This is a genomic window from Brevundimonas goettingensis (assembly GCF_017487405.1).
Taxonomy (GTDB): Bacteria; Pseudomonadota; Alphaproteobacteria; order Caulobacterales; family Caulobacteraceae; genus Brevundimonas; species Brevundimonas goettingensis.
Window position 1 is genome coordinate 1,518,951 of sequence record NZ_CP062222.1, and the last position, 25,047, is coordinate 1,543,997.

Sequence of the window (25,047 nt, forward strand, 5' to 3'; positions counted from 1 at the left end):
CCGCGTGGTCAATCAGACCTGAGCTTTAGCCGGGACGGCGGGGCAAAAGCTAGGCGAACCCTGCGGTTCTTCAGCCGAGTTTCGGCAGCGGCAGCCAGCCGGTGAAGATGATCACCATGGTGACGGCCCAGACGATGGCCGAGACCCAGGTGGTGGTGATGAATTTCTTCTTCAGATTGGGCGTCTTCGGCGCGCCCCACTGGCCGCCGTCGGTCGGCGGGGCCTGATCCTCCTGCGACATGCCGAGCGGCAGAACACAGAACAGCACCGTCCACCAGATGGTCAGATAGATGGCGGTCATGGTGATCGGGCCGATGGGCATCAGGACTCCTGGGACGCGGTCGACCCAGCCCCTACCCCGCTTCGCCCTTTCGAGCCAGTTGCGGGCGCGGCCTCATCGGCGGGCTTTTCAGGCTGGTGGCGCGCGGGGGCGACATGGCCCGCCTTGGGCGTGCCGGTGATGCGGATCTGGGTCGTCTCGGTGCGCTTGCCGGCGCCGTCATGGCAGGCGTCGACCGACAGGCCGACCGTGGCCAGCACGGTCAGGACCGCCAGGGTGCGAAGGGTCATACGTGGGCTTTCCCCGATCTCCAGGGCGCGACCTTACGCCGCGCCCCAAGGATCGCAAATCCGGTGATCGCAAATGCCGTGATCGCAAATCACGTTCAGAGACGCAGGATCACCGTCTCGACGATGGGCCGACGGTCCCAGATCTGCTGCGAGGCCTTCTTGAGAACCCGGGCCACAGCCTGTTCTACGACGGTGTCGTCCTCGCGGGCGTCGCCTTTCAGGCTGTTGACCGCCTGTTCGGCGCGCTCGGCCAGTTCGTCCAGGGCCTCGCCCAGCGGGCTTTCGTCATCCCCCGGAAGGCCGATGCCGCGCACGTCGATGTCCGAGACGATCTTGCCGCGACGGTCCATGGCGAAGGAGACCACGATCACCCCGTTGGTCGAGGCGTGGCGGCGTTCCCGCAGGGCCTCGCCCTGTTCCGGCACCAGCATGCCGCCGTCGACGAACAGGCGGCCGTTCGGCACCTCGTCGATGATGGCCGCCGGTCCGGGGGCCAGACGCACCATGTCGCCGTTGCGCGGCGTCACGGTCTCGGGAACGCCCAGCTCGGTCGCGAACAGGGCGTGCTCGGCGATGTGGCGGCGCATGCCGTGGGTCGGGACGGCGATCTGCGGCCGCGCCCAGGCGTACATCTGGCGCAGCTCGTCACGGCACGGGTGGCCCGAGACGTGGATGCCCGGGTGATCCTTCTCGGTGTAGAGCCGCACGCCGCGCTCGGCGAGGCGGTCCTGCAGACGGCCGATGGACAGCTCGTTGCCGGGAATGACCCGGGCCGAGAAGATGCAGTGGTCGCCGCGGCCCAGCTTGACCGTCGGGTGGGTGCCCGAGGCGACGCGGGCCAGGGCCGCGTTCTGTTCGCCCTGGCTGCCGGTGCAGAGATACAGGATCTCGTCGGCGGGCCAGACGCGGGCCTCCTCGTCGGACAGGAATTTCTTCACATCGGACAGCATGCCGACGTGCTTGGCGGCCGAGGTGATGCGGTTCATCGAGCGGCCGGCCAGGAAGATCCGGCGGCCGTGCTTTTCGGCCGCCCGGATAACGCTGTCCATGCGGGCGACGTTGGAGGCGAAACAGCCCACCGCGATGCGGCCGTGCTTCAGGCTGCCGATCAGCTTGTCCAGCTCTTCGGCGACGCCGGTCTCGGACCCGGCCGAGCCTTCGGAGAAGACGTTGGTGCTGTCGCAGACCATGGCCAGCACGCCCTCGTCCCCGAGCGCGGTGATGGCCTTGGCGTCGGTGACCTCGCCCACGACCGGGCCGTCATCGATCTTCCAGTCGCCGGTGTGGAACACCGTGCCCAGGGGCGTGCGGATGGCCAGCCCGTTCGGCTCGGCGATCGAGTGGGTCATGGTGATCATCTGGACCTGGAACGGACCCAGATCGATGGTCCCGTTCAGCGGCACCTCATGAATCTTGACCTGGTTCAGAATGCCGGCTTCGCGCAGCTTCTCGCGGATCAGGAAGGCGGTGAAGGGCGTGGCATAAAGCGGGGCCTTCATGCGGGTCCACAGCCAGCCCAGGGCCCCGATATGGTCCTCATGGGCGTGGGTCAGGACGATGCCGCGGATCTTCTCGCCCTCGAGGAAGGACGGATCGGGCACGATCACGTCGATGCCGGGCGTCGAGGGGTCGCCGAAGGTCACGCCGACGTCGGCGATGATCCATTGACGATCATGCTCCGGCCCATAGCCGTAGCAGTTGAGGTTCATGCCGATCTCGTTCGAGCCGCCCAGCGGCAGGAAGACGAGTTCGTCGTTGGTCGATTTTTTCATTCAGTCTTTCAAATCAGTATTGCGGCGCCAGATTTCCAGCAGGCCGCGGATGGTCAGGTCCGGATCGAACCGGTCAATGGCTGTTGTGGCGCCCTCGAACAAAGAGGCGACGCCGCCGGTGCCGACGACCGTCATCGGCGCCGCCCACTCGGACTTGATGCGGGACACCAGTCCCTCGATGAGGGCGATATAGCCCCAGAAAACGCCCGATTGCATGGCGGCGACCGTGTCCTTGCCGATCACCCTCTCCGGCTTCTGGATGGCGATGCGAGGCAGTTTCGCGGCGGCTTCGTGCAGGGCCTGCAGCGACAGATTGATGCCCGGGGCGATCAGGCCGCCCTCGAAGGCGCCGTCGGCCGCTACAATGTCGAAAGTGGTGGCGGTGCCGCTGTCGATCAAGAGCAGGTCGCCCGGATACACCAGATGGGCCCCGATGGCGTTGACCAGACGGTCGGCGCCGGCCTCCGAGGGCTTGGCGATCCGCACCTCGATGCCCAGCTTCGCATTCTCGCCGATGACCAGGGGTTCGGCGTTCATATAGCGGCGCGACAGGTTCCTCAGGTTGAAGATCGACTGGGGCACGACGCTGGAGATGATGCAGCCGGTCAGGTCGTCGAACGACAGGGCATGCATGTGCAGCAACTGGCTCAGCCAGACGGCGTATTCGTCGGCCGTGCGATTGGCCTCGGTCGCCGTGCGCCATTGGGCGATCCAGTCGGCGCCGTTGTGGATGGCGAAGAGCGTATTGGTGTTGCCCTGTTCGATGGCCAGCAGCATCAGCCCTGCCCTCCCCTGGGCGAACCGAAGAAGACGTCCCCGGCCGAGATCAGGCGCAGATGACCGTCCGGCAGGCGCAGACGCAGGGCGCCGTCGGCCTCGACTCCTTCGGCCATGCCCTCCAGCGTCTCATGGCCCAGCCGCGCCGTGCAGGGACCGTCGAGGCCCCGGGCGCGGCCGATCCAGGCGTCGAGCACCGGCTGGAAGCCCAGGGTCTCCCAACGCTCCATCCAGATGGCGAAATGACCGGCGAGAATTTCGGCGGCGTCCTCGATCCGGGGAGTCGAATGGACGTCCGCCTTCAGGTGGTCGGCCACGGCGGTGGCCGGGCGTTCGGTGCCGGTCGGGGCCTCAGTCAAATTAACGCCGATGCCGACGGCCAGCCAGAGCATTCCAGCGTTGGGGCCGCCGGCCTCATGCGGGCCTGACTCGACCAGGATGCCGACCAGTTTGTCGGCCTCGACCATCACGTCATTGGGCCATTTGATCGTCACCAGCGGCGGCGGCACCAGTTCGCAGACCAGATCGGCGGCGGCCAGGGCAGCGACGAAGGTCACCTGAGCCGCCTCGGCCGGAGGCTTGCGCGTGGTGATCAGCAGGGTGGCGTAGAGGTTGCCCGTCTCGGACACCCACTCGCGCCCGCGCCGGCCGCGCCCGGCGGTCTGGCGGCGGGCGACGATCCACAGGGGACCGGCCTCGCCCGCCTCGGCCCGGCGACGGGCCTCGGCATTGGTGGAATCCGTCTCTTCGAGCAGCAGGATCGGTGGGGGCGTCACCGCCCTACCCGGCTCCGAAGCCGGCGGCCGCGGCCTTGGCCAAGGGCTCGAGATAGATCAGGCCGACGATCACGACGGGGAAGGAGAAGGCCGCGCAGGCCCAGCCGATCCACTGCGACTCCACCGGAGCGGCGTCGGCGCCGACCTCGTCCAGCGGCGCGTCGAACCACATCAGCTTGATGATGCGCAGATAGTAGAAAGCCGCCACGACCGAGGCCACGAGGCCCGCCGCCGCCACCATCCAGTAGCCCGCGCTCGCCGCCGCGCCGAAGACGTAGAACTTGCCCCAGAAGCCCGAGAACGGGGGCATGCCCAGCACCGACAGCGACAGGACGGTGATGGCCACCGTCGTGACCGGGCGGGTCTTCTTCAGGCCGGCGAGGTCGGCGATCTTGCGGATCGGCTTGCCGCCTTTGCCCAGCGACAGGATCAGGGCGAAGAAGCCGAACTGGTCGATGACATAGAGGGTCATGAACATCAGCATGGCCTGGACGCCGACCGTGGTGCCGGCGGCGATGCCCAGCAGGGCGTAGCCGATGTTGATGATCGAGGAATAGGCCAGCAGGCGCTGGATGTCCTTCTGGGCCAGACCGCCGAACGAACCGACCGCGAACGAGATCAGGGCGATCAGCACCAGCACTTGGGCCCACTGGTCGTGGATGCCGATGAAGGCGCCGTCCAGGACGCGGACGATCAGGACCATGGCCGCGACCTTGGGGGCCGTGGCGAACAGGGCGACGACCGGGGTCGGGGCGCCTTCGTAGACGTCGGGCGTCCACATGTGGAACGGCGCGGCCGAGACCTTGAAGGCCAGACCCGAGATCAGGAAGACGAGACCAAAGATCAGGCCTGCGCCGACGTTGTCGCCGGACGCCACGGCGGCGATGTCCTCGAAGCGCATAGAGCCGGTGAAGCCGTAGATCAGGCTGGCGCCGTACAGCAGCAGGCCCGACGACAGGGCACCGAGGACGAAATACTTCAGGCCGGCTTCCGAGGCCTTGAGGTCGTCGCGGTGGAAGGCGGCGAGGACGTAGAGGGCCAGCGAGTGCAGCTCGATGCCGACGTAGAGCGAGATAAGGTCGCCCGACGAGGCCATCATGCTCATCCCGACCGAGGCCAGGACGATCAGGATCGGATATTCGAACTTGGCGATCTTGGTGCGCTGCATCCAGCCGCCGCCGAGGATCACCGCCACCGCCGAGCAGAGGTAGATGACCACCTTGGCGTAGACGGCCAGCGGGTCCGCCACATAGGCGCCGTGGAAGGCCGCGCCGAGCGGGCCGGTCGCGGCGATGGCCGCGGCGGCGATCAGCAGGGCGACCGACAGGATCGAGATCAGACGCGCGCTCTTCTCGCCGATGAAGGCGCCGAGCACGAGAAGGACCAGACCGCCGATGGCGAGCGTAAGCTCCGGGGCGGCGAGATGGAGAGCGGAGGACAGATCAGGCATTGTTATCTCACCCGCCGATCGCGGCGCGATAGACGCCCACGACGGCGTCGACGGAGGCGGCGGTATAGTTGAGCACCAGGTCGGGCTGCACGCCCAGCCAGATGGTGCCGACGATCAGCGGGACGAAGATCAGCAGCTCGCGCTTGTCGATGTCCTTGATATCCGCCAGCGCCGGATTGACGATCTCGCCGAACATGACGTTGCGGTACAGCGTCAGGGCGTAGACGGCCGAGAAGATCACGCCCGAGGCGGCGACGAAGGCCACCCAGGTCGCGGCCTGATAGCCGCCGGTCATGGTCAGGATTTCGCCGACGAAGCCCGAGGTGCCCGGCAGACCGACATTGGCCATGGTGAACATCAGGAAGATGGCCGCATACCAGGGCATGCGCGCGGTCAGGCCGCCGTAGAAACTGATCTCGCGGGTGTGCATCCGGTCATAGACCACGCCGACGCAGAGGAAGAGCGCGCCCGAGATCAGGCCGTGGCTCAGCATCTGGAAGACGGCGCCCTGCATGCCCTGCGCGTTGCCGGCGAAGATGCCCATGGTCACGAAGCCCATGTGGGCCACCGACGAATAGGCGATCAGCTTCTTGATGTCGGTCTGACGGAAGGCGACCAGCGAGGTGTAGACGATGGCGATGACCGACAGGGTCATCACGAACGGCTGGAACATCTGCGAGGCGATGGGGAACATCGGCACGTTGAACAGGATGAAGCCGTATCCGCCCAGCTTCAGCAGGATGCCGGCCAGGATGACCGAACCCGCCGTGGGCGCCTGGACGTGGGCGTCGGGCAGCCAGGTGTGGACCGGCCACATCGGCATCTTCACCGCGAAGGAAGCGAAGAAGGCGAGCCATAGCAGCGGCTGGAACTCGGCCGGGAAGCGGAAGGCCTTGAGCTCCGGAATGCTGGTGGTGCCGGCGTAGTAGGCCATCCACAGCATGGCCAGCAGCATCAGAACCGACCCCAGCAGGGTGTAGAGGAAGAATTTGTACGAGGCGTAGATCCGGTTCGCCCCGCCCCAGATGCCGATGATCAGGAACATCGGGACCAGGGTGCCCTCGAAGAAGATGTAGAAGAGGAACAGGTCCAGCGACGTGAACACGCCGATGACCAGGGTCTCCAGCACCAGGAAGGCGATCATATATTCGACGACGCGCGTCTCGATCGACTTCCAGCTCGACACGATACAGATCGGCAGCAGGAAGGCCGTCAGCAGGACGAACAGGATCGAGATCCCGTCGACGCCCAGATGATAGGTCGCCCCGGCGAACCATTTGTGCAGCTCGACGAACTGATAGGCCGTGTTCGACGGATCGAACGACATCACCAGCACGATGGACACCGCGAAGGTGGCCAGGGTGGTGATGAGGGCGATCCAGCGCGCCAGCGGCGCGGCGGCGTCAGCAGACTTCTGCGTGAACCGCGCGGCCAGGAGCACGAGGGCCCCGACCAGCGGCAGGAAGGTGACGATGCTCAGGATTGCGGGCACGGTCAGCCTCCGAACGCATAGAGAGCGAAGGCGAGGAAGCCGGCGACACCGACCAACATCACGAACGCATAGTAGTAGACGTACCCCGACTGGAACTTCGACAGCCAGCTCGCGGACTTGAGCGAGGACCAGGCGGCGCCGTTGGGGCCCAGGCCGTCGATGATCTTCACGTCGCCGATCTTCCAGAAGAAGTCGCCCAGGGCCTTCGTGCCCTTGACGAAGACAGCGTCATACAGCTCGTCGAAGTACCATTTGTTGTAGAGGAAGGCCCAGACGGGGCTCTTCTGTTCGGCCCACATCTTCGCGACGCCTTCCTTGAGGACGTAGATCCAGAAGGCGATCAGGGCGCCCAGGATGGTCAGGACCAGAGGCGACAGCTTCACCCACATCGGAACCTCGTGGCTCTCGTGCAGGACGTGGTTGTGGGCGCCGGTGAAGATGGCTCCGCGCCAGAACTCGTGCTCGTGGTGACCGATGAAGTTCGGGGCGAAGACCATGCCCGCGAAGACGGCGCCGACCGACAGCAGCAGCAGCGGCACGACCATGACCCAGGGGCTCTCGTGCGGGTGCAACGGGCCGTGGTGGTGATCGTCGTGAGCGTGATCGTCGTGAGCGTCGTGACCGTCCGGCTCGGAGTGGGTCTCGATCTGGGCGTGCGAGGCGTGATCGTCGGCGTGGCCGTGATCGTCGTGCGCGGCCAAGGCCTCTTCCGTCCACTGGGGCTTGTTGTGGAAGGTCATGAAGATCAGACGCCACGAATAGTAGCTGGTCAGACCCGCCGCCATGATGCCGATGAAGAAGGCGAAATAGCCGGCCGGCGAATGGCCGCTGGAGGCCGCGGCGAAGGCGCTCTCGATGATCGAGTCCTTGGAGTAGAAGCCTGCGAAACCGCCCACTTCGGGGATACCCAGGCCGGTGATGGCGATCGTGCCGATGACCATGACGGCATAGGTGATCGGCAGCAGCTTCCACAGGCCGCCCATCTTCCGCATGTCCTGCTCGTGATGCATGCCGTGGATCACCGAACCGGCGCCCAGGAACAGCAGGGCCTTGAAGAAGGCGTGGGTGAACAGGTGGAACATGGCGCCCTGGTAGGCGCCGACGCCGGCGGCGAAGAACATGTAGCCCAGCTGCGAACAGGTCGAGTAGGCGATGACCCGCTTGATGTCGTTCTGCATCATGCCGACGGTCGCGGCGAACAGGGCCGTGATGGCGCCGACGATGGCCACGATCAGCGAGGCGGTCGGGGCGTATTCGAAGATCGGCGACAGCAGGCAGACCATATAGACGCCGGCGGTGACCATGGTCGCCGCGTGGATCAGGGCCGACACAGGCGTCGGGCCTTCCATGGCGTCGGGAAGCCAGGTGTGCAGGAAGAACTGCGCCGACTTGCCCATCGCGCCGATGAACAGGAGGAAGGCGGCCAGGTCGATCGCCGACCAGTCATGGCCCAGGAACTCCCAGGTCGTGCCGGCCTTGCCCGCGATCATCGGGAACAGTTCGGCGAAGTTGATCGTACCGAACATCCAGAAGACGGTGATGATGCCGAGCGCGAAGCCGAAGTCGCCGACACGGTTGACGACGAAGGCCTTGATGGCGGCAGCCGACGCGGTCGACTTCTTGAACCAGAAGCCGATCAGCAGATAGGAGGCCAGGCCCACCCCTTCCCAGCCGAAGAACAGCTGCATGAAGTCGGCGGCGGTGACCAGCGCCAGCATGGCGAAGGTGAACAGCGACAGATAGGCGAAGAAGCGCGGGCGGCTGTCGTCTTCCGACATATAGCCCCAGCTGTAGAGGTGGACGAGCGACGAGACGCTGGTCACCACGATCAGCATGGTCGCCGACAGGGCGTCGATGCGGATCGACCAGACCGACTTGAAGTCGCCCACGGTGATGAAGGGCGCGATCTGGACGGTGAAGGGCTCGAGATGGCCCCAGGTCCACTGGCCGAAGACGGTCCAGGCCACGGCGCAGGCGAAGAACAGCAGACCGGTCGTGACGATCTGCGACGGGATGTTCCCGATGCGGCGACCGAAGAAGCCGGCGATGGCGGCGCCCAGAAGCGGGGCGAAAACGCCGAGAGTGACGAGCAAGTGCAGGTTCACGATCAGCCCTTCATGACCGAAGCGTCGTCCACGGCGATGTCGCCGCGGTTACGGAAGAAGGTCACCAGGATGGCGAGGCCGACGGCGGCCTCCGCGGCGGCGACCGTCAGGACGAACATCGCCATGATCTGCCCCTGCACGTCATGCAGATAGGTCGAGAAGGCGACGAAATTGATGTTCACGGCGAGCAGGATCAGCTCGATCGACATCAGGATGATGATGACGTTCTTGCGGTTCACGAAGATGCCGAACACCCCGATGGTGAACAGCATGGCGGCAACCACGAGATAGGCGTGCAGACCGATCATCAGCGAAGCTCCTCGGGGTTCAGACCCGCGCCCGAAGCGGCGCCCTTGATCTCGATCGCGGTCTTGGCGTCGCGCGTGACCTGGTCGTGGATCTTCTGGCGGCGGACGCCCGGCTTGTGGCGCAGGGTCAGGACGATGGCGCCGATCATCGCGATCAGCAGCACGATCCCGGCCGCCTGGAAGAAGTAGATATAGTCGGTGTAGAGCACCCGGCCGATGGCCTCGATGTTCGAGGTTTCCGGCGTGGCCACGAGAACGTCACGGGCCTGGGCCCCTGCCCCGCCGGTCACGACCGCCGAGGTGATCATGATCATCTCGATCAGCAGGATGGTCGCCACGATGACGGCGATCGGCATGTAGCGGGCGAAGCCCTCGCGCAGACCGACGAAGTCGACGTCCAGCATCATGACGACGAACAGGAACAGCACCGCCACCGCGCCGACGTAGACCACGACCAGCAGCATGGCCAGGAACTCGGCGCCCAGCAGCACGAACAGTCCCGCCGACGAGAAGAAGGCGAGGATGAGGAAGAGCACGCTGTGCACAGGGTTCTTCATGGTCACGACCAGAAGGCCAGAGACCACGGCGACCGTCGCCAGCAGATAGAAGGCTATGCCTTGCAGCATGATGGGCCCAGCGCCCCTTTCCGTCCTGAACCGCGATCCGTGAATCGCAGGTCCGTTTAAGCGAGTTGCGCCTTAGCGATAAGGCGCGTCGAGTTCCAGATTCTTCGCGATCTGCCGTTCCCAGCGGTCGCCGTTTTCGAGCAGGCGTTGCTTGTCGAAATAGAGTTCCTCACGCGTCTCGGTGGCGAACTCGGAGTTCGGTCCCTCGACGATGGCGTCCACCGGGCAGGCCTCCTGGCACAGGCCGCAGTAGATGCATTTGACCATGTCGATGTCGTAGCGGGTCGTGCGGCGGCTGCCGTCGGCGCGCGGTTCGGCCTCGATGGTGATGGCTTGCGCCGGGCAGATGGCCTCGCACAGCTTGCAGGCGATGCAGCGTTCTTCGCCGTTGGCGTAGCGGCGCAGGACGTGCTCGCCGCGGAAGCGCGGCGACTGCGGGTTGCGCTCGAACGGGTAGTTGACCGTCATCTTCGGACGGAACATCTCGCGCACGGTCAGGCCGACGGCGCCGAAGGCGTCGAGCAGAAGCGCGCCTTTCGCGGTCTGGATCAGTCGGGCGATCATCGGATGGGGTCTCCCGGACGGGTGCAATCGCGTTTGTAGCGATCGCTGTCCTTGTTCATGATGGCGCAGAGGCGCTGGCGCTCGTCTTCACGGCGCTGGATGTCGTCCTGGCGGCGCTGCCAGCCGTAGACCGAGGTCGGATCGGCTTCGTAGGGCTGCGGGAAGGCGCAGGCGCCGGTGGAGGCGGCGAGGATAATGGCTGCGGCCATACGCATCACGCCCCCATCGCGAAGACGCGCCAGGCCGAGACGCCGACGACGGCGACCAGTGAGGTCGGCAGGAAGATCTTCCAGCCCAGGCGCATCAGCTGGTCGTAGCGGTAGCGGGGCACGAAGCCCTTCACCACGGCGAACATGAAGAACCAGAAGACGATCTTGGCGAAGAGCACCAGGAACAGCAGGAAGTTGACGAGGAAGGGATTCCAGTCGGCCGCGAAGTCGATCGGGAAGCCCGGGTTCCAGCCGCCGCAGAACAGGATGCTGATCATGGCGCACATGAAGATGATGTTCACGTACTCGCCCATCATGAACAGCAGGTACGGGGTCGAGGAATATTCGACCTGATAGCCGGCCACGAGTTCGGATTCCGCTTCGGGAAGGTCGAACGGCGGGCGGTTGGTCTCGGCCAGGGCCGAGACGAAGAAGACGATCAGCATCGGGAACATGATCACGATGGTGGGCCAGCTCCCTGCCCCGCCGCCGAAGGCGAACCAGTTCCAGATCCATCCCTGCTGCTGGGTCACGATCTCGCTGAGGTTCATCGAACCGGCCAGCAGGATGACGTTGATGATCACCAGGCCGATGGAGACTTCATAGGAGACCATCTGGGCCGCCGAACGCAGCGAGCCGAGGAACGGATACTTCGAGTTCGAAGCCCAGCCGCCCATGATGATGCCGTACACGCCCAGCGACGAGATGGCGAAGATGTACAGGATGCCGACGTTCAGGTCGGAGATGACCCAGCCCGGGGCGAACGGAATGACCGCCCAGGTGATGAAGGCGGTGATCACGGTGATGATCGGGGCCAGCAGGAAGACCGCCTTGTCGGCGCCGGCCGGGACGACCACTTCCTTCAGGACGAACTTGATCATGTCCGCGAAGGACTGAAGCAGGCCGAAGGGACCCACGACGTTGGGGCCTTTGCGCATCTGGATGCCCGCCCAGATCTTGCGGTCGGCGAGCAGCAGGAAGGCCACGGCGATCAGAACGCCGACGGTGACGAGCAGCACGGCGCCCGTGGTGGCCAGGAACCAGCCGAGGGGTGTGGTCCAGAAAGACATCGGGTCCATGGGTTATTCCGCCGCCATTGCCGCGGCCGGGGCCGACCGCAGGGCGGACAGCTCGACCATCGTGTCGCTGGCGCGCGCGATCGGATTGTTGAGGTAGGGATCGGCCACGGCCGAGGCGAAGGCCGTATCGCCGAGATCGCCCTTCTTGCCCAGAGCCGAGGGATCGAAAGTCGACGGGGTCGGCAGGGCGTCGATGCGGCCGAAGGTCGGATGGTCGCCCATCAGCTTCGTGCGCAGCTGGTCCAGGGTGTCGTACGGCAGGGTCTGACCGACCCTGGCCGACAGGGCGCGCAGGATGGCCCAGTCTTCCTTGGCGTCGCCCTTGGGGAAGACGACCCGTTCGGCCATCTGCACCCGGCCCTCGGTGTTGACGTACAGGCCCGACTTCTCGGTGTAGGCGGCGCCCGGCAGGATGACGTCGGCGCCATGGGCCCCGTTGTCGCCGTGGCTGCCCAGATAGACGCGGAAGGCGTTCGACGCCGTGGCGTTGACCTCGTCGGCGCCCAGCAGGAACAGCACGTCCAGCGCGTCCGGCTTGAGCATGTCGGCGACCGTCAGGCCGCCTTCGCCGGGCACGAAGCCCATGTCCAGACCGCCGACGCGCGAGGCGGCGTGGTGCAGGACGTTGAAGCCGTTCCAGCCGTCAGCGATGACGCCGACCTTCTTCGCCAGGGCGCCCAGGGCGTTCAGGACGGCCTCGCCGTTGTCGCCCGACAGGGCGTCGCCGCCGACGATGATGGCCGGACGCTGGGCCTTGGTAAGGGTGTCGATCGCGACCTTGGGCAGCTTGCCCAGGGTCTTCGAACCGGCGCCGAGATAGCTGTAGGGATAGGTCAGGTCGGCCTGTTCGCCGATCACGCCGATCTCGGCCTTGCCGGCCAGCCAGATCTTGCGCAGGCGGGTGTTCAGCAGCGGGGCCTCGGTGCGCGGGTTCACGCCCACCAGCAGGACCGCGTCGGCCTGTTCGATCCCGATCAGGCTGGAGTTGAACAGCCAGCTCTCGCGCGGGCCGTAACCCAGCGAGGAACCGTCCTGACGGCAGTCGGTATTGGCCGAGCCGAGCGCGCGGAACAGGTCCAGCGTCGCCTTCATGCCCTCGGCGTCCTGCAGGTCGCCCGCGATGGCGCCGATGCGGTTGGCGGGGGCGGCCTTCAGCTTCGCGGCGACGGCGTTCAGGGCCTCTTCCCAGGTCGCGGCGCGCAGCTTGCCGTTTTCACGGATGTAGGGGCGGTCCAGGCGGCGCTTCTGCAGGCCGTCGACGACGTAGCGGCTCTTGTCGGTCAGCCACTCCTCGTTGATGCCCTCGTTGACGCGCGGCAGGACGCGCATGACCTCGGCGCCCTTGGAGTCGGCGCGGATGTTCGAGCCCAGGGCGTCCATGACGTCGATGGTCTCGGTCTTCTTCAGCTCCCACGGGCGGTAGTGGTACTGCCACGGGCGGTGGGTCAGGGCGCCGACCGGGCACAGGTCGTTGACGTTGCCCGACAGTTCCGAGTCGACGTTCTTCTCGAGGTACGTCGTGATCTCGGCGTCCTCGCCGCGCGAGATCATGCCGATGTCGGGCACGCCCGCGATCTCGGAGATGAAGCGGACGCAGCGGGTGCACTGGATGCACCGGGTCATGAAGGTCTTGACCGTCGGACCCATGTTCTTTTCTTCGACGGCGCGCTTGTTCTCGGAATAGCGCGAGCCGTCGCGGCCGTAGCCGACCGACTGGTCCTGCAGGTCGCATTCGCCGCCCTGGTCGCAGATCGGGCAATCCAGCGGGTGGTTGATGAGCAGGAACTCCATCACCCCTTCGCGGGCCTTCTTGACCATGGGGGTGTCGGTGAAGATCTCCTGGTTCTCGGCGGCCGGCAGGGCGCACGAGGCCTGCGGCTTCGGCGGTCCGGGCTTCACCTCGACAAGGCACATGCGGCAGTTGCCGGCGATCGACAGCCGCTCGTGGTAGCAGAAGCGCGGGATCTCATGCCCGGCGCGCTCGGCGACCTGCAGCACGGTCATGCCGGGCTCAAATTCGGTTTCTACGCCGTTGACCTTGGCGACGGGCATCAGGCGGCCTCTTTACTCGCAGGGACCGTGAGGTCCGACTGTTGGTTCGTACCGTCGGGGAAGGTCTGGGTGACCGTCACGACGTCGCCTTTGACGGCGAAGGTGTTTGCGGGGTCGCCGGACTGGTTCATCCAGCGATTGTCGGCGGGATCGGGCAGATCCACCGGCTTCCAGGTCAGCAGCGGACCGTCGGTGCGGCACTGGGCCTTCATCAGGCCGCCGTCGACCGGCGCGGGCCATTGGGCGTTGACGACCGAGCCTTCCAGACCGGTGATCTGGATGGCGTCCGGCTCCTGACCATGGATGGCGGCCAGACCCGCGCGGCACACGCGGCGCAAATCCACGGCCGACAGCGGACCGGTCGGCGCTGTCGCGGCGTCCGAGGCTGCGACGGCGGCCGGAGCCGTCGCCGACGCCTTGGGCGCAGCCTTCTCCGCGGGCTGACCGCAGGCGGCCAGACCGAGAAGTCCTCCAGCGATGATGATCGCTGCCCTCATCGTTACTCCGCCGCGATCGCGTGGCCGGCGAAGTTCGCGCGGCGGGTGCGGTACTGCTGGATGCGGTCCTCGATCTCGTGACGGAAGTGCCGGATCAGGCCCTGGACGGGCCAGGCCGCGGCGTCGCCGAGGGCGCAGATGGTGTGGCCTTCGACCTGACCGGCGACGTCGAGCAGCAGGTCGATCTCGGACGGATCCGCCTCGCCGATCGCCATGCGTTCAAGCACGCGCCACATCCAGCCGGTGCCTTCGCGGCACGGCGTGCACTGGCCGCAGCTCTCGTGCTTGTAGAAATAGCTGATGCGGGCGATGGCCTTCACCAGGTCGGTGTCATTGTCCATGACGATGACCGCCGCGGTGCCGAGGCCCGAGCGCATTTCACGCAGGGAGTCGAAGTCCATCAGGGCGGTTTCGGACATCTCGCGGGTGATCAGGGGCACTGAGACCCCGCCCGGGATGACCGCCTTCAGATTGGCCCAGCCGCCGCGCACGCCGCCGCAATGCTCTTCCAGCAGCTGACGCAGCGGGATCGACATCGACTCCTCGACATTGCACGGGCGGTTCACATGGCCCGAGATCGACATCAGCTTGGTGCCGGTGTTGTTCGGACGGCCGAAGCCGGCGAACCAGTCGGCGCCGCGACGCAGGATGGTGCCCACGACGGCGATGGATTCGACGTTGTTCACCGTGGTCGGGCAGCCGTACAGACCCGCGCCGGCCGGGAACGGCGGCTTCAGGCGCGGCTGGCCCTTCTTGCCTTCCAGGCTTTCCAGCAGGGCGGTCTCTTCGCCGCAGATGTAGGCGCCGGCGCCGTGGTGGATATAGACGTCGAAGTCCCAGCCGTGGACGTTGTTCTTGCCGATCAGCCTGGCCTCATAGGCCTGCTTGACCGCAGCCTCCATCCGCTCACGCTCGAGGACGTATTCGCCGCGCAGATAGATGTAGCAGGCGTGGGCCTGCATCGCGAAGGAGGCGATCAGGCAGCCTTCGATCAGCAGGTGGGGATCATGGCGCATGATCTCCCGGTCCTTGCAGGTGCCGGGCTCGGATTCGTCGGCGTTGACGACGAGGTAGTGCGGCCGATCCTTGAGCTCCTTCGGCATGAAGGACCACTTCAGGCCGGTCGAGAAGCCGGCGCCGCCGCGGCCGCGCAGGCCCGAGTTCTTGACGTTGGTGATGAGCCAGTCGCGGCCCATGTCCAACATGTCCTTGGTCGCGTTCCAGCAGCCTCGGTTCTTCGCGCCCTCGAGGCCCCAGTCCTGGAGCCCGTACAGGTTGGTGAAGATGCGATCCTTGTCTTCAAGCATGCCGATCATCGGGCCGCCTCCCCAACCAGGTGGATCCGGTCGCCACAGCCGGGAACGTGAGAGCTCGCTTCGGCGGTCGCGACGGTCGCGCTCGCCGAGGACAGGCGTTTGATTTGGAGAAGGCGATGGGCGTTCAGGGGCATCAACGGGGCCGGTCGGCTGAGAAACAGGGGAAGGCGACGGCGAAGGCGCCGGTCGCGAAGGCACGGGTTGCGATGATTGCGGGGTTTCCGGACGGGCGTGCCCGCCCGCGGTCATCCCCAGGACGCCGAGCAGATTGGCGAGGAAGGCGGCGGCGCGCCGTCGCGTTTTCGACGGCCGAGCGGGCGCACGCCCGCGTTTGCCGGGTTTCCGTTCGGCCATGCCCTATCCCCTGGTCCTGACTGACCAGAGAGCATCGTTCGTCTTGCCGACAATGGCACGACAGCTTGACCATACGGAGTCGATCCGTGTTCGTCTGATGCAGGGACATCACAGCCCCTCCGCCAGACGGCGCTTGTGGTGACGGGTGCGGATAATGATCGCCGCCAGGAACAGCACCCAGCCGAGGGCAAGGGCGGCGTAGGCGACGGGCATGACGCCGTTGTCGAGACCGAGCGTGTTCGTGCGCGCGCCCAAAGCCAGCAGACCGCCGAGGACGATCAGCAGGAAGCCGGCCATACGGATCGGCCAGGCCACGCGCCGCAGCTCCTTGCGGTAGGCCAGACGACCCTCGTCGGTGTTGAGGTCTGGAAGGCTCATTTGTCGCCCTCCCCTGTCTTGTCAGCCTTTTTCGCCCTGGCGAGGAAGCTCGCGCCGATGGCCAGAAAGGCGCCGCCGACGCCGAGGAAGGCCAGCAGCTTGTGATTGGTCGCACCGATCGCCATGAAAGCCGCACCGGCGCCCATGAAAGCGACGCCGCTTCCCTGCAGCGCCTTCGGCGATTTCGGATCGGTCTTCGACATCAGGCCGGCGCCTTCTCGGGCGCGGGGTCGGAGTTCGGCAGCTTCGTGATCTTGACGGCGGCCGAGCCGTCGTAGAGCTTGGGATCGAGCAGGGTCTGGGCCCCGCCCTCCGGCGCCGAGTTGACGCGGTCGACGTACGGACCGGGCTTCGGCGTCTTGTCGGCCGCGAAGTCGTCGATGATCTGGTTCATGTCGGCGGCGGTCAGGTCTTCATGGTAGTAGTCGTTGACCATGGCCATCGGGGCGTTGACGCAGGCGCCCAGGCACTCGACCTCTTCCCAGTAGAATTTACCGTCGGCGGACAGGGTCTGTTTCGGGCCGATGCGGTCCTTGCAGACCTTCATCAGGTCGCCGGCACCGCGCAGCATGCAGGGCGTCGTGCCGCAGACCTGGATCAGGGCGGCCGAGCCGACTGGCTCGAGCATGAACATGGTGTAGAAGGTCGCGACCTCCAGCACCCGGATGTAGGCCATGCCCAGCAGTTCGGCGATGGCGCGCAGGGCGGGCTCGGACACCCAGCCTTCCTGCTTCTGCACCAGCCACAGGATCGGGATCACCGCCGACTGCTTGCGGTCGTCGGGGTATTTCTTGATCCACCATTGGGCCTTGGTCATCGTCGCCTTGGAGAAGGCGAAGGATTCAGGCTGAACTTTTGCGAGACGACGCACGCTCATCGATTGCTTCCCATCCAGCGACCCAGGCGCTCGCTCCAGACGGCGCGGCCCGCGAGGCGCAGATCGCGCGCCAGCCAGGACATCGGCGGAACGAACCGCACCGCCACCTGACCGGCGAGGATCGCGCCGCTCATCCATACGATCGAGCGCAGATTGGCTTCGATGAAGCCCCTGCCCTCATTCAGATATCCCGCCCGGTACGCACCGCGCACCAGGGTCACGCCCGCGATCGACGGCGCCGTCCTCAGCGCGTCGGCCAGCAGGAATTTGATGTTGCCCATCACCGCACGGCGCTTGGGCGAAAAGGCGAACTGGATCGCCACGCCAAGCGACAGCAGCGCCGCGAAGGCGACGAACTGCAGCTGCGTGAAGACAGGATCCACCGAAAAACCCATCACCGGTCGACCTCGCCGAAGACGATGTCGAGCGAACCCAGGATGGCGGAGACGTCGGCCAGCATGTGGCCTCGGTTCATCCAGTCCATGGCCTGGAGGTGGCGGAAGCCGGGGGCCGAGATCTTGCAGCGGTACGGCTTGTTGGTGCCGTCCGAGACCAGATAGACGCCGAACTCGCCCTTGGGCGCCTCGACGGCGGCATAGACCTCGCCGACCGGGGTCTTGAAGCCCTCGGTGTAGAGCTTGAAGTGGTGGATCAGGGATTCCATCGACCGCTTCATCTCGCCACGGCGAGGCGGAACGACCTTGTTGTCTTCGCTCATGACCGGTTCGCCCGGGCAGTTGCGGAGCTTGTGGATGCACTGTTCCATGATGTGGACCGACTGCTTCATCTCTTCGATGCGGCAGAGGTAGCGGTCCCAGCAGTCGCCGTTCTTGCCGACGATGATATCGAAATCGAGATCGGCGTAGCATTCGTAGGGCTGCGAGCGACGCAGGTCCCAGGCGATGTCGGAGCCGCGCAGCATCACGCCGGTGAAGCCCCATTGCAGGGCCTGTTCCTTGGTGACGACGGCGATGTCGACGTTACGCTGCTTGTAGATGCGGTTCTCGGTGACCAGGGCTTCCAGATCGGCGAGCTTGCCCGGGTACTGTTTGCACCAGCGGTCGATGTCGTCGATCAGGGCCATCGGCAGGTCCTGATGGACGCCGCCGGGGCGGAAGTAGTTGGCGTGCAGGCGCGCGCCGCAGGCCCGCTCGTAGAAGACCATCAGTTGTTCGCGCTGCTCGAAGCCCCACAGCGGCGGGGTCAGAGCCCCGACGTCGAGCGCCTGGGTCGTCACGTTCATGATGTGGTTCAGAATGCGGCCGATCTCGCAGTACAGAACCCGGATCAGCTGGCCGCGATACGGCACCTCGACGCCCAGCAGCCGCTCGATGGCCAGGCAGAAGGCGTGCTCCTGGTTCATCGGCGAGACATAGTCCAGCCGGTCGAAATACGGGATGTTCTGCAGATAGGTCCGCGACTCCATCAGCTTCTCGGTGCCGCGGTGCAGCAGGCCGATGTGCGGATCGACGCGTTCGACGACCTCGCCGTCCAGTTCCAGCACCAGACGCAGCACGCCGTGCGCGGCCGGGTGTTGCGGGCCGAAATTGATGGTGAACTTGCGGTCGTCCATCTCCTTCGCATGCGAGGTGCGTTGGTCCAGGTCGTCCGCGAAGACGTCCAGGTCGGCGACGGTGGGCGTCATGTTCTCAATCTTTGCGCCGTCAGCCATCAGACAGCTCCGTTTCGATCGGTTCGATGCCCGGCTGATGCCGGCGCGTCAGCGCCACCAGCCATCCGAGCGCGAGTGTAAGCAGCCCCATGCTGGACACGGCGGCCGTCGACAGCTGCCAGTCGCCGGTCAGGACGGCGATCGCCAGCGGCGTCGAGAGAAGAATGGCCGAGGCGCCCAGCAGCGCGCTCTGCAGCTCGCCGGCCGAAAGCCGACGAATGCCCGCGCCCACGGCCAGACAGACCACGGCGACCATGATCGCGATGCCCAGCGCCTGCTGCTGCTGCGGCGGAATGTTCGGCGACCGCGTGAACCAGCCGGTCAGACGCGCGCCCAGCGTAAACAGGAACGCGGTCGAGAACGTGACCAGAAAGAACGACGAAGCCGATCGAAAGGCCGCCCGATTCATATGTGCTCATCCCGCCTTCTCGTCGCCGGGCAGAACGGGAGCCGGGTATTCGGCGCCTTCCCAGGGCGACAGGAAATCAAAGTTCCGGAACTCTTGGGCCAGTTTGACGGGTTCATACACAACCCGCTTCTGCTCCTCGTCGTAACGCACTTCGACATACCCGGTCATCGGGAAGTCCTTCCGCAGGGGATGCCCCTGGAAACCGTAGTCGGTCAGCAGCCGGCGCATGTCCGGATGGTCCGAGAAAATCATGCCGTACATGTCGAACGCCTCGCGCTCGAACCAGCCGGCCGACGGATAGACGGACACGGCGCTGGGCACCGGAGCCGTCTCATTGGTCGCGACCTTGACGCGGATGCGCGCGTTCCGGGTCATGGACAACAGGTGATAGACCACGTCGAACCGTTCGGCCCGCTCGGGGTAGTCGACGCCGCAGACGTCCAGCAGCTGCTGGAACTCATAGGTGTCGCGCAGCGCCGTCAGGACCTCGAGGATCCGGTCGCGGTGGCAGGTGATGTTGAGCTCGCCGTGCTCGACCAGGGCGTCGACCTGGAGCGCGGCCACCATCTCCTGACCCAGCGGGGTCAGAATGGCCTCATTGGCGATCAGGCTCGCCAGGGTGCCGCCGGTGGCGCTGGAGGGGAAATCGCTCATCGCTCGATCGTCCCGGTGCGGCGAATCTTCTTCTGCAAGGTCAGCAGCCCATAGACCAGAGCTTCCGCCGTCGGCGGACAACCCGGAACATAGACGTCAACAGGTACAACGCGGTCGCAACCGCGAACAACACTGTAGCTGTAGTGGTAGTACCCGCCGCCATTGGCGCAGGAACCCATCGACAACACGTAACGCGGGTCCGGCATCTGGTCGTATACTTTACGCAGAGCGGGAGCCATCTTGTTCGTCAGAGTACCAGCGACGATCATCAGGTCGGACTGGCGCGGGCTGGCGCGCGGGGCCATGCCGAAGCGCTCCAGATCGTAGCGCGGCATCGACGCCTGGATCATCTCCACTGCGCAGCAGGCCAGGCCGAAGGTCATCCACATCAGCGAGCCGGTGCGGGCCCAGGTGATCACGTCGTCCAGCGGCGCGGTGATGAAGCCCTTGTCGGCGACCTCGGTGTTGACCGCCTCGAAGAACTTGTCGTGCAGCTTGGGATCATAGCCCTCGACGGTCGAGCGCGCGCCCTGACCATAGGCGGTCAGCGGCTGGCCGTTCGGGCTGAGCAGGGGCGAGGCGCCCGAGTTGCCGCGACCGATCAGGGGGGTGTCGTTGGTCACTATTCCCACTCGAGGGCGCCCTTCTTCCATTCGTAGATGAAGCCGACCGTCAGCACGCCCAGGAAGGCCATCATCGACCAGAAGGCGAAGACCATGCCGGCGTGGCTGAGGTCGAACATCGAAACCGCCCACGGGAACAGGAAGGCCACTTCCAGGTCGAAGATGATGAAGAGGATCGACACCAGGTAGAAGCGCACGTCGAACTTCATGCGCGCGTCGTCGAAGGCGTTGAAGCCGCACTCATAGGCGGACAGCTTCTCCGAGTCGGGGCTGTTGGGCGCCATCAACAGGGCCGCGACGATAAACAGCAGGCCGATGACCGCCGCGATCCCGATGAAGATCACGACCGGCAGGTACTGCAGAAGGAATGCGTTCATAAAAATAGCCTCGCGGGCCGGATGGGGAGTCCGGCTGATCGGGGGGATTCGGCGCTTCTTAGACCCAACAACGCTGCCGTTCAAACCCATGCGGCAAAAGGGTTTTCATTGAGAATGGTTCGCAGATTTTGGGCCGAATTCTCGAAGATTCCCGGTGTCGCAAAAACTGCATGCGAAGGTGAATTCGTCGCTTGACCCGCCGCGATGGTCCGCCTAAACGACGCCCCTCGCCGCGGCGCACCACGCCGCAGCGAGCAACGCGGGTGTAGCTCAGTTGGTTAGAGTGCCGGCCTGTCACGCCGGAGGTCGCGGGTTCGAGCCCCGTCACTCGCGCCATTCTTTCTGTGATCAGGAAGGATGGCGCCTCCCCCGCCCCCAGCTTTGGGGACATGAAAAAACGCCGGCTCCTCGCGGAGCCGGCGTTTTCGTTTTCAGTCCTCAGGTTCCGGTTCCGAAACCCTCGGGACCGCCGGCGCCGGCGGCGCCTTCGCCCCCTGAGGCCGGAGCGGCTGGATCCTTGCCCGGTCCGCCTGAACCCTGATCAGGGCGCTTGACGCCGGAGCCGGAGCTTTCCTCGTCGTCCAGCGGGTTCGGGGTCGTGTTGGGGTCTGTCATGGCGTCTCTCCTTGTTCGAAAAGACAACCGATCAGCGGCGATCGCGGTTCCTGCGGCTCCGGTTGCGCGTCATAGCGGCCGATCGGCTCTCAGCAGCGTCTGCGGCTTCGCCTGTGCTGTCGTCCGCGCCGTATCGCCGGCGGTGATCTGGACGAAGCGGAAGCCGCGGCGGTTCAGCTCGTCCAGCAGGCCCGGCAGGGCGGCGATCATGGCCGGATGGGTCTCGTGGATGATCAGAACGCCGCCGTCGCTCTCGGCCATATTGGCCAAGGTCCGGCGGGTGATGGCCTCGGCGCCAATGCCGCGCCAGTCGTCCGTGCCGCCCTCGGCGCCGACGACGGCGATTCCCGCCTCGCCGAGCCAGTTTCTGAGGCCCAGGCTGTCGCCCAGCCCCGGGAAGCGGAAGAAGGGCTCCACCTGGCCCGGAGCGGCGTTTTCGACTGCCACGAAGCCGCGACGAATCTCGGCCTGGGCGCTCTCCCTGCCCCACCCCGCCAGACGGGTCGGATGTGACCAGCTGTGGCTGCCGACATTATGACCGCGCCGCACGGCGTCGCGGACGATGTCGGGCCTCAGGGCCGCATACTGGCCCACATAGAAGAAGGTGCCGCGCAGGCATCGGGATTCGAGGATGGCCATGACCGCCTGCGAGCCGCGCGGATCGGGGCCGTCGTCGATGGTGATGGCGATGGTCTTCGGGCCCAACGGCGTGCGTCGGTACTGCAGATTGCCATAGGCGCCGGGCGCGGTCAGGACGACCTTCTCGATCCTACCGGGGAAGTTCGGGGCGGTCGGGCACGCCCCGACGGCCTGAGGCGTCGCCGTCGCCTGCACCGGACGCGGCGCGGGCGGAAGGAACCAGGCCCCCACGGCCACCAGAAGGATCAGAACAAGCCGCACCCGCGCCCCCGCAAAGCTCGGAAAGCGTTCTCGCCGATCCAACGGCGGTTGGCGAGATAGTTAACGCGAAAGGCGAGCAGCTGTGTCGCCTGCGCTTCGGGAGGTCCTAGTGGACCGCCAGCTCCTCGGCCGGATGGACGAAGGCGGGCTGGCCGCTGACGTCGGCATAGACCATGCACAGGTCCTCGAAGACCCGGTTCCAGGCGAAGCGCTCGACCGTATGGACGCGGGCCGCGGCCCCGATGGCCTCGATGTCGCGCGCGAACAGGGCCTCAATGGCGGCGGCGTATTCGGTCGGGTCGGCCGAGGCGGCCAGCTGGCCGACCTCATTGGTGACGGTCTCGGCGACGCCGCCGGCGTTGACGCCCACGACCGGGCGTCCACAGGCCATGGCCTCCAGCACGATCAGGCCGAAGGGCTCCTTGTCGTTGGCGTGGACGAAGGCGTCGCAGCTGGCGATGATCCGGGCTACGGCGCGGGGGTCCTTCTCGTACGGCAGGGCGATGACGCGGTCCTCGGCGGGCATCCCCTGCCCGGCCCCGACCAGCACCAGATGATAAGGGTCGCCCAACTTCTGGACCGCCTCGATCAGGACATCGATGTTCTTCTCGCGCGCCGGACGGCCGGCGAAGCACAGCAGGCGGGCGCTGGCCGGCAGGCCCAGCTTCTTCAGCAGCCAGTCGCGGTCGCGGCGGTCCGGGCGGAAGGTGTCGATCTCCACGCCCAGGGGCCGGATGACGATATTGCCGACGCCGGCCTCTTCCAGACGGCGGGCGATAAAGCGGCTCGGCGAGACGACGCGGTCGAACTGGCCGAACAGCTTGGCCCAGCGCTTCTCGACCGGCTTCTTGGCCCACTCGCCGAAATGCAGGGCCGCGAGGCCGGCCGGGTCGGAGTGGCAGAAGCCGACGACCGGACAGCCGGCCCTCTGGCCCGCCTCGAGCGCGCCCTGGCCGGGCGTATAGGGATCGCCGGCCTCGATGATGGCGGGCTTCATGGAGGCGACCCAGGCGCCCCAGCGCTTGACCGAGGACGGCCAGCGATAGCCGTCGCCGAACGGCAGCTTGGTGGCCCGCAGCTTGATGACGCCATCGGCGCCCGCGTCATGGCGCGCGCCCGGCACCACCAAGGAGTGGCTGACGCCCGGCCGGTTCTCGGCCAGCCAGACCTTCTTGGATTCCAGATAGCGCTTCACCCCGCCCGAGCGCGGCGCATAGAGCATGGTGGTGTCGACCAGGCGCGGCCGGGGGTCCTCGGCCGAGGCCTTGAGAATCCTGAGAGTCTCGGCGACTTCCTCGTCCCAGCCCGGGATCAGCCGCAGGTCGGCTTCGGTGACGTCGAGATCGACCAGGCTCATTGAGGACTCCTCCGCTCGCTTGGATCGCGCAACGCGTGGCGTGCGGGTTTGGATGCGGGCGGCTTTTTTACGCGGGACCATGAAACGCCCCTAGACCCGCTCAACGCCAAGCTCAAGAGGTCATGCGGGATCGTCAGGCCCCGGATCGTTACTCGTCACGGCGACGCCGCGGCGCAGCAAGGCCTCACGCAGAAGCACCTCGACCTGGGCGTTGACCGAGCGCAATTCGGCGGCCGCCAGACGTTCGACGGCCGCCATCACGCCCGGAGAGGCGCGCATCAGGAAGGGCTTGCGGAGTCTGGCCGCCATCAGCCGTAGAGCGTGCCGGTGTTGACCACGGGCTGGGCCTCGCGGTCAGCGCACAGCACGACCAGCAGGTTGGAGACCATCGCCGCCTTGCGATCCTCGTCCAGATCGACGACGCCGCGCGCGCTCAGATCGTCCAGCGCCGTCTCGACCATGCCGACCGCGCCGCTGACGATCAGACGGCGCGCCGACAGGATGGCCTCGGCCTGCTGACGCCGCAGCATGGCGCCGGCGATTTCCGGCGCATAGGCCAGGTGGGCCAGGCGCGCCTCGTCGACCACCACCCCGGCCACGCCGCAGCGCTTGGCCAGTTCGTCGCGCAGTCGAGCGGCCACGTCCTCGGCGTCCGCCCGCAGGGTCAGCTCCTGATCCACGCCCTCGACCTGTTCGCCGTGGTCGTAGGCGTAGTGGGACGCGATGTCGCGCAGGCCGGTGTCGACCTGGATGTTCACAAAGGCCTGGTAGTCGTCGACGTCGAACAGGGCCTGGGCCGAATCCGACACGCGCCAGACGACGTTGGCCGCGATCTCGACCGGGTTGCCGCGCTTGTCGTTCACCTTCAGCTTGTCGCTGGTGATGTTTCGCGCCCGCAACGAAATCTTCTTGCGGCTGTACCAGGGCAGAACCCAGCGCAGACCGGTGTGACGGTCCGTGCCACGGTAGTCGCCGAACAGCAGGATGGCCATCGCCTCATTGGGCTGCAGCGAATAGAGGCCGCAGAGCGCCAGCAGGCCCACGACCGCAGCGAACAGGCCCAGGCCGACCGATCCGATCTCCTCTCCATGCGACGCGGCCGCGTCAGCGCCTGCGAAACCGAGCAACGGGCCGCCGACGATCAGGGCGAGACCCAGCAGCAAGATCAGCACCCCATTGGCGGTGCTGGCCGGTCTTTCGGACGAGGTGGAATGGGTGGTCATGATCAAATCCCTCCG

Annotated in this window: 30 protein-coding genes and 1 tRNA gene; 1 reads left to right on the forward strand and 30 read right to left on the reverse strand. The window is 66.1% G+C overall.

What is annotated here, in order from left to right:
• Window positions 1-70 precede the first annotated feature (70 nt).
• The 25 genes from IFJ75_RS07560 to IFJ75_RS07680 all read right to left on the reverse strand — a co-directional run bounded on the left by IFJ75_RS07560 (window position 71) and on the right by IFJ75_RS07680 (window position 20,937).
• Entirely contained in the window at window positions 71-322 is a 252-nt protein-coding gene (locus tag IFJ75_RS07560) for a DUF1467 family protein (protein ID WP_207931983.1), read from the reverse strand.
• Window positions 322-570, reverse strand: a complete 249-nt coding sequence (locus tag IFJ75_RS07565; RefSeq protein ID WP_207931984.1) for a hypothetical protein — start codon at window positions 568-570, stop codon at window positions 322-324. Before IFJ75_RS07565 ends, IFJ75_RS07560 begins: the two co-directional genes overlap by 1 nt.
• Before the next feature lie 95 nt (window positions 571-665).
• Window positions 666-2,342 (reverse strand): ribonuclease J, encoded by a 1,677-nt coding sequence (locus IFJ75_RS07570; protein ID WP_207931985.1) that lies wholly within the window; start codon window positions 2,340-2,342, stop codon window positions 666-668.
• Entirely contained in the window at window positions 2,343-3,122 is a 780-nt protein-coding gene (locus tag IFJ75_RS07575; protein ID WP_207932518.1) for a type III pantothenate kinase, read from the reverse strand.
• Window positions 3,119-3,895, reverse strand: a complete 777-nt coding sequence (locus IFJ75_RS07580; protein ID WP_207931986.1) for a biotin--[acetyl-CoA-carboxylase] ligase — start codon at window positions 3,893-3,895, stop codon at window positions 3,119-3,121. The genes IFJ75_RS07575 and IFJ75_RS07580 overlap by 4 nt, the downstream gene beginning before the upstream one ends.
• Before the next feature lie 4 nt (window positions 3,896-3,899).
• Complete coding sequence (gene nuoN / locus IFJ75_RS07585; protein ID WP_207931987.1) at window positions 3,900-5,345, reverse strand: NADH-quinone oxidoreductase subunit NuoN; 1,446 nt, start codon at window positions 5,343-5,345, stop codon at window positions 3,900-3,902.
• Window positions 5,346-5,352: 7 nt separating this feature from the next.
• The gene (locus IFJ75_RS07590; protein WP_207931988.1) at window positions 5,353-6,837 is read right to left on the reverse strand and encodes an NADH-quinone oxidoreductase subunit M; all 1,485 of its coding nucleotides are present in this window, start codon (window positions 6,835-6,837) and stop codon (window positions 5,353-5,355) included.
• 2 nt (window positions 6,838-6,839) lie between these two features.
• Entirely contained in the window at window positions 6,840-8,936 is a 2,097-nt protein-coding gene (gene nuoL, locus IFJ75_RS07595) for an NADH-quinone oxidoreductase subunit L (RefSeq protein WP_207932519.1), read from the reverse strand.
• 8 nt (window positions 8,937-8,944) lie between these two features.
• On the reverse strand, window positions 8,945-9,250 hold the full coding sequence (gene nuoK, locus IFJ75_RS07600) for an NADH-quinone oxidoreductase subunit NuoK (RefSeq protein WP_207931989.1): 306 nt from the start codon (window positions 9,248-9,250) through the stop codon (window positions 8,945-8,947).
• Complete coding sequence (locus IFJ75_RS07605; protein ID WP_207931990.1) at window positions 9,250-9,876, reverse strand: NADH-quinone oxidoreductase subunit J; 627 nt, start codon at window positions 9,874-9,876, stop codon at window positions 9,250-9,252. Before IFJ75_RS07605 ends, nuoK begins: the two co-directional genes overlap by 1 nt.
• 72 nt (window positions 9,877-9,948) lie before the next feature.
• Window positions 9,949-10,440: an NADH-quinone oxidoreductase subunit NuoI gene (gene nuoI, locus IFJ75_RS07610; protein WP_207931991.1), complete on the reverse strand. Its 492-nt coding sequence runs from the start codon at window positions 10,438-10,440 to the stop codon at window positions 9,949-9,951.
• Window positions 10,437-10,655 carry a hypothetical protein gene (locus IFJ75_RS07615; protein WP_207931992.1) on the reverse strand — a complete coding sequence of 73 codons (219 nt, stop codon included), beginning with the start codon at window positions 10,653-10,655 and terminating at the stop codon, window positions 10,437-10,439. The genes nuoI and IFJ75_RS07615 overlap by 4 nt, the downstream gene beginning before the upstream one ends.
• Window positions 10,655-11,719, reverse strand: a complete 1,065-nt coding sequence (gene nuoH / locus IFJ75_RS07620) for an NADH-quinone oxidoreductase subunit NuoH (protein ID WP_207932520.1) — start codon at window positions 11,717-11,719, stop codon at window positions 10,655-10,657. Before nuoH ends, IFJ75_RS07615 begins: the two co-directional genes overlap by 1 nt.
• Before the next feature lie 12 nt (window positions 11,720-11,731).
• Window positions 11,732-13,780, reverse strand: coding sequence for an NADH-quinone oxidoreductase subunit NuoG (gene nuoG / locus IFJ75_RS07625; protein WP_207931993.1), 2,049 nt, complete (start codon window positions 13,778-13,780; stop codon window positions 11,732-11,734).
• Window positions 13,780-14,277, reverse strand: a complete 498-nt coding sequence (locus IFJ75_RS07630; protein WP_207931994.1) for a hypothetical protein — start codon at window positions 14,275-14,277, stop codon at window positions 13,780-13,782. Before IFJ75_RS07630 ends, nuoG begins: the two co-directional genes overlap by 1 nt.
• 2 nt (window positions 14,278-14,279) lie before the next feature.
• Entirely contained in the window at window positions 14,280-15,593 is a 1,314-nt protein-coding gene (gene nuoF, locus IFJ75_RS07635) for an NADH-quinone oxidoreductase subunit NuoF (RefSeq protein WP_207931995.1), read from the reverse strand.
• A gap of 462 nt (window positions 15,594-16,055) precedes the next feature.
• Complete coding sequence (locus IFJ75_RS07640) at window positions 16,056-16,325, reverse strand: hypothetical protein (protein ID WP_207931996.1); 270 nt, start codon at window positions 16,323-16,325, stop codon at window positions 16,056-16,058.
• Entirely contained in the window at window positions 16,322-16,528 is a 207-nt protein-coding gene (locus IFJ75_RS07645) for a hypothetical protein (RefSeq protein ID WP_207931997.1), read from the reverse strand. The genes IFJ75_RS07640 and IFJ75_RS07645 overlap by 4 nt, the downstream gene beginning before the upstream one ends.
• On the reverse strand, window positions 16,528-17,202 hold the full coding sequence (nuoE, locus tag IFJ75_RS07650; protein ID WP_207931998.1) for an NADH-quinone oxidoreductase subunit NuoE: 675 nt from the start codon (window positions 17,200-17,202) through the stop codon (window positions 16,528-16,530). The genes IFJ75_RS07645 and nuoE overlap by 1 nt, the downstream gene beginning before the upstream one ends.
• Window positions 17,199-17,597: a hypothetical protein gene (locus IFJ75_RS07655; protein WP_207931999.1), complete on the reverse strand. Its 399-nt coding sequence runs from the start codon at window positions 17,595-17,597 to the stop codon at window positions 17,199-17,201. Before IFJ75_RS07655 ends, nuoE begins: the two co-directional genes overlap by 4 nt.
• Window positions 17,597-18,775 (reverse strand): NADH-quinone oxidoreductase subunit D, encoded by a 1,179-nt coding sequence (locus tag IFJ75_RS07660; protein ID WP_225897098.1) that lies wholly within the window; start codon window positions 18,773-18,775, stop codon window positions 17,597-17,599. The genes IFJ75_RS07655 and IFJ75_RS07660 overlap by 1 nt, the downstream gene beginning before the upstream one ends.
• Before the next feature lie 91 nt (window positions 18,776-18,866).
• Window positions 18,867-19,283 (reverse strand): hypothetical protein, encoded by a 417-nt coding sequence (locus tag IFJ75_RS07665; protein ID WP_207932000.1) that lies wholly within the window; start codon window positions 19,281-19,283, stop codon window positions 18,867-18,869.
• A 6-nt stretch (window positions 19,284-19,289) separates the two neighbouring features.
• Window positions 19,290-19,850 (reverse strand): NADH-quinone oxidoreductase subunit C, encoded by a 561-nt coding sequence (locus tag IFJ75_RS07670; protein WP_404822094.1) that lies wholly within the window; start codon window positions 19,848-19,850, stop codon window positions 19,290-19,292.
• An 83-nt stretch (window positions 19,851-19,933) separates the two neighbouring features.
• Entirely contained in the window at window positions 19,934-20,590 is a 657-nt protein-coding gene (locus IFJ75_RS07675) for a NuoB/complex I 20 kDa subunit family protein (RefSeq protein WP_207932002.1), read from the reverse strand.
• A complete protein-coding gene (locus IFJ75_RS07680) occupies window positions 20,560-20,937 on the reverse strand; it encodes an NADH-quinone oxidoreductase subunit A (protein ID WP_207932003.1) in 378 nt (125 codons plus the stop codon). The genes IFJ75_RS07675 and IFJ75_RS07680 overlap by 31 nt, the downstream gene beginning before the upstream one ends.
• Before the next feature lie 259 nt (window positions 20,938-21,196).
• Here IFJ75_RS07680 and IFJ75_RS07685 point away from each other — a divergent pair.
• Window positions 21,197-21,273: transfer RNA gene (locus tag IFJ75_RS07685), tRNA-Asp, on the forward strand.
• A 102-nt stretch (window positions 21,274-21,375) separates the two neighbouring features.
• Here the strand turns inward: IFJ75_RS07685 and IFJ75_RS07690 are convergent.
• The 5 genes from IFJ75_RS07690 to IFJ75_RS07710 all read right to left on the reverse strand — a co-directional run bounded on the left by IFJ75_RS07690 (window position 21,376) and on the right by IFJ75_RS07710 (window position 25,032).
• Complete coding sequence (locus IFJ75_RS07690; RefSeq protein WP_207932004.1) at window positions 21,376-21,552, reverse strand: hypothetical protein; 177 nt, start codon at window positions 21,550-21,552, stop codon at window positions 21,376-21,378.
• A 69-nt stretch (window positions 21,553-21,621) separates the two neighbouring features.
• On the reverse strand, window positions 21,622-22,452 hold the full coding sequence (locus tag IFJ75_RS07695) for a polysaccharide deacetylase family protein (protein ID WP_207932005.1): 831 nt from the start codon (window positions 22,450-22,452) through the stop codon (window positions 21,622-21,624).
• 106 nt (window positions 22,453-22,558) lie between these two features.
• Complete coding sequence (locus tag IFJ75_RS07700) at window positions 22,559-23,809, reverse strand: glycosyltransferase (RefSeq protein WP_207932006.1); 1,251 nt, start codon at window positions 23,807-23,809, stop codon at window positions 22,559-22,561.
• 120 nt (window positions 23,810-23,929) lie between these two features.
• Entirely contained in the window at window positions 23,930-24,118 is a 189-nt protein-coding gene (locus IFJ75_RS07705; protein WP_207932007.1) for a hypothetical protein, read from the reverse strand.
• Window positions 24,118-25,032, reverse strand: coding sequence for an SPFH domain-containing protein (locus tag IFJ75_RS07710; RefSeq protein ID WP_207932008.1), 915 nt, complete (start codon window positions 25,030-25,032; stop codon window positions 24,118-24,120). The genes IFJ75_RS07705 and IFJ75_RS07710 overlap by 1 nt, the downstream gene beginning before the upstream one ends.
• Window positions 25,033-25,047: the final 15 nt, after the last annotated feature.

Bases quoted from the DNA above. Each gene is read 5' to 3' on its own strand.
- IFJ75_RS07560 (WP_207931983.1), bottom strand. From the start codon at position 322: ATGCCCATCGGCCCGATCACCATGACCGCCATCTATCTGACCATCTGG.
- IFJ75_RS07565 (WP_207931984.1), bottom strand. From the start codon at position 570: ATGACCCTTCGCACCCTGGCGGTCCTGACCGTGCTGGCCACGGTCGGC.
- IFJ75_RS07570 (WP_207931985.1), bottom strand. From the start codon at position 2,342: ATGAAAAAATCGACCAACGACGAACTCGTCTTCCTGCCGCTGGGCGGC.
- nuoN (WP_207931987.1), bottom strand. From the start codon at position 5,345: ATGCCTGATCTGTCCTCCGCTCTCCATCTCGCCGCCCCGGAGCTTACG.
- nuoK (WP_207931989.1), bottom strand. From the start codon at position 9,250: ATGATCGGTCTGCACGCCTATCTCGTGGTTGCCGCCATGCTGTTCACC.
- IFJ75_RS07605 (WP_207931990.1), bottom strand. From the start codon at position 9,876: ATGCTGCAAGGCATAGCCTTCTATCTGCTGGCGACGGTCGCCGTGGTC.
- nuoI (WP_207931991.1), bottom strand. From the start codon at position 10,440: ATGATCGCCCGACTGATCCAGACCGCGAAAGGCGCGCTTCTGCTCGAC.
- IFJ75_RS07615 (WP_207931992.1), bottom strand. From the start codon at position 10,655: ATGCGTATGGCCGCAGCCATTATCCTCGCCGCCTCCACCGGCGCCTGC.
- nuoH (WP_207932520.1), bottom strand. From the start codon at position 11,719: ATGTCTTTCTGGACCACACCCCTCGGCTGGTTCCTGGCCACCACGGGC.
- nuoG (WP_207931993.1), bottom strand. From the start codon at position 13,780: ATGCCCGTCGCCAAGGTCAACGGCGTAGAAACCGAATTTGAGCCCGGC.
- IFJ75_RS07630 (WP_207931994.1), bottom strand. From the start codon at position 14,277: ATGAGGGCAGCGATCATCATCGCTGGAGGACTTCTCGGTCTGGCCGCC.
- nuoF (WP_207931995.1), bottom strand. From the start codon at position 15,593: ATGATCGGCATGCTTGAAGACAAGGATCGCATCTTCACCAACCTGTAC.
- IFJ75_RS07640 (WP_207931996.1), bottom strand. From the start codon at position 16,325: ATGAGCCTTCCAGACCTCAACACCGACGAGGGTCGTCTGGCCTACCGC.
- IFJ75_RS07645 (WP_207931997.1), bottom strand. From the start codon at position 16,528: ATGTCGAAGACCGATCCGAAATCGCCGAAGGCGCTGCAGGGAAGCGGC.
- nuoE (WP_207931998.1), bottom strand. From the start codon at position 17,202: ATGAGCGTGCGTCGTCTCGCAAAAGTTCAGCCTGAATCCTTCGCCTTC.
- IFJ75_RS07655 (WP_207931999.1), bottom strand. From the start codon at position 17,597: ATGGGTTTTTCGGTGGATCCTGTCTTCACGCAGCTGCAGTTCGTCGCC.
- IFJ75_RS07660 (WP_225897098.1), bottom strand. From the start codon at position 18,775: ATGGACGACCGCAAGTTCACCATCAATTTCGGCCCGCAACACCCGGCC.
- IFJ75_RS07665 (WP_207932000.1), bottom strand. From the start codon at position 19,283: ATGAATCGGGCGGCCTTTCGATCGGCTTCGTCGTTCTTTCTGGTCACG.
- IFJ75_RS07670 (WP_404822094.1), bottom strand. From the start codon at position 19,850: ATGGTGGCCGCGCTCCAGGTCGACGCCCTGGTCGAGCACGGCGAGCTC.
- IFJ75_RS07675 (WP_207932002.1), bottom strand. From the start codon at position 20,590: ATGGAAGAAGGGCGCCCTCGAGTGGGAATAGTGACCAACGACACCCCC.
- IFJ75_RS07680 (WP_207932003.1), bottom strand. From the start codon at position 20,937: ATGAACGCATTCCTTCTGCAGTACCTGCCGGTCGTGATCTTCATCGGG.
- IFJ75_RS07690 (WP_207932004.1), bottom strand. From the start codon at position 21,552: ATGACAGACCCCAACACGACCCCGAACCCGCTGGACGACGAGGAAAGC.
- IFJ75_RS07700 (WP_207932006.1), bottom strand. From the start codon at position 23,809: ATGAGCCTGGTCGATCTCGACGTCACCGAAGCCGACCTGCGGCTGATC.
- IFJ75_RS07705 (WP_207932007.1), bottom strand. From the start codon at position 24,118: ATGGCGGCCAGACTCCGCAAGCCCTTCCTGATGCGCGCCTCTCCGGGC.
- IFJ75_RS07710 (WP_207932008.1), bottom strand. From the start codon at position 25,032: ATGACCACCCATTCCACCTCGTCCGAAAGACCGGCCAGCACCGCCAAT.